The 1,567-nt window shown below is 64.5% G+C and carries 2 protein-coding genes; both read left to right on the forward strand.

Annotated elements, in window-relative coordinates; genetic code table 11:
• The first annotated feature begins 43 nt into the window (after window positions 1-43).
• On the forward strand, window positions 44-1,198 hold the full coding sequence (tgt, locus tag VJ307_07075; GenBank protein ID HJX73902.1) for a tRNA guanosine(34) transglycosylase Tgt: 1,155 nt from the start codon (window positions 44-46) through the stop codon (window positions 1,196-1,198).
• Window positions 1,199-1,222: 24 nt separating this feature from the next.
• Window positions 1,223-1,561, forward strand: a complete 339-nt coding sequence (yajC, locus tag VJ307_07080) for a preprotein translocase subunit YajC (protein HJX73903.1) — start codon at window positions 1,223-1,225, stop codon at window positions 1,559-1,561.
• Window positions 1,562-1,567: the final 6 nt, after the last annotated feature.

A 1,567-nucleotide genomic window follows, 5' to 3' on the forward strand; every position in this document is an offset into this window, starting at 1 on the left:
AATAGCACAACGGGACCGCGGTTCACGACAGAGGGTGGATAAGATGAGCAGGGACGACAGGACCGTCCCTGTTCTTACGGAGACACGATTGGCGATCTCCTTTACTGTGACGGCACGCGACCCGGGCTCCCGCGCCCGCGCGGGAACGATCGCGACGGAGCGCGGGGAAGTCCAAACCCCGGCGTTTCTGCCCGTCGGGACGGCGGCGACCGTCAAGGGAGTCTGGCCGTTCCAGCTGAAGGAGATGGGGTACGAATGCCTCCTCGCGAACACCTATCACCTGTATCTGCGGCCGGGCCACGAGCGGATCCGCAGTCTCGGCGGGGTGCACCGGTTCATGGGGTGGGACCGCCCGGTCGTGACCGACAGCGGGGGGTACCAGGTCTTCTCCTTGAGTTCCCTCCGGACGGTGTCCGACGACGAGGTGACGTTCCGGTCCCACATCGACGGCTCGAGGCACCTCCTTTCGCCGGAGCTCGCCGTGGAGATCCAGGAGGCGCTCGGCTCCGACGTCCGGATGGTCCTCGACGAATGCGTGGAATACCCCGCCGGGCGAAAGGATGTGGAGGAGGCCGTGAGAAGGACCTCCGCGTGGGCGCGCCGCAGCCTCGCCGCGTCCCGGAGGGAGGAGGGCGGCCTGTTCGGAATCGTCCAGGGGGGGATGGTCCGGGACCTCCGCAGGCGCAGTGTCGAGGAGATCTGCGCCCTCCCGTTTCCCGGATACGCGATCGGGGGGTTAAGCGTCGGGGAGGGGAAGGAACGGTTGCGGGAGACGGTGGAGTTCACCGCCCCCCTCCTTCCCGCGGAGAAGCCGCGATACCTGATGGGGGTCGGGACGCCGGAGGACATCCGGTTCGCCGTGTCCCGGGGGGTGGACCTGTTCGACTGCGTGCTGCCCACGAGGAATGCCCGGAACGGGATGCTCTTCACCTCGGCGGGGCCGGTGTCGATCAAGCAGGCGCGGTACGCCGACGATCCCCGCCCCCCGGACGAGGCGTGCGGCTGTCCCACGTGCCTGACCTTCTCCCGCGCCTATCTCAGGCATCTTTATCTCCAGAGGGAGATTCTCTCCTCGATGGCGCTGACGGTGCACAACCTGCACTATTACCGGCAATGGATGGAACGGATCCGCGAGGCAATTTCTATTGGAAATTTTGGGAATTTTGTGAAAGAATCACCCGGTTCAGGTGGTGAATAAGGAATTTCGGGAGGGCGGAAAGCCATGTTTTTCACAGGTCTTGCGCATGCCATGGGCGGGAAAGGCGAGGGAGGGTTCGGCGGGCTCACGGGCATCGTCCCTCTTCTGCTCATGTTCGTGGTCTTCTATTTCATTCTCATCCGGCCCCAGCAGAAGCAGGCGAGGAAGCATCAGGATTTCGTCAAGAACCTCAAGACGGGGGACCGGGTGGTCACCTCCGGCGGTCTGCACGGCATCGTCACGGGGATGACGGATACGACGATAACGCTCGAGATCGCGGAAAAGGTCAGGGTCAAGGTGACGCGCAGCGCCATCGGAGGATCGAGCCAGGAGGCGGCCGCCCCCGAGACGAAGACCGGATGAGAAGAC

It is taken from the genome of Candidatus Deferrimicrobiaceae bacterium, from assembly GCA_035256765.1.
Taxonomy (GTDB): Bacteria; Desulfobacterota; Deferrimicrobia; order Deferrimicrobiales; family Deferrimicrobiaceae; genus CSP1-8.

Bases quoted from the DNA above. Each gene is read 5' to 3' on its own strand.
- tgt (HJX73902.1), top strand. From the start codon at position 44: ATGAGCAGGGACGACAGGACCGTCCCTGTTCTTACGGAGACACGATTG.
- yajC (HJX73903.1), top strand. From the start codon at position 1,223: ATGTTTTTCACAGGTCTTGCGCATGCCATGGGCGGGAAAGGCGAGGGA.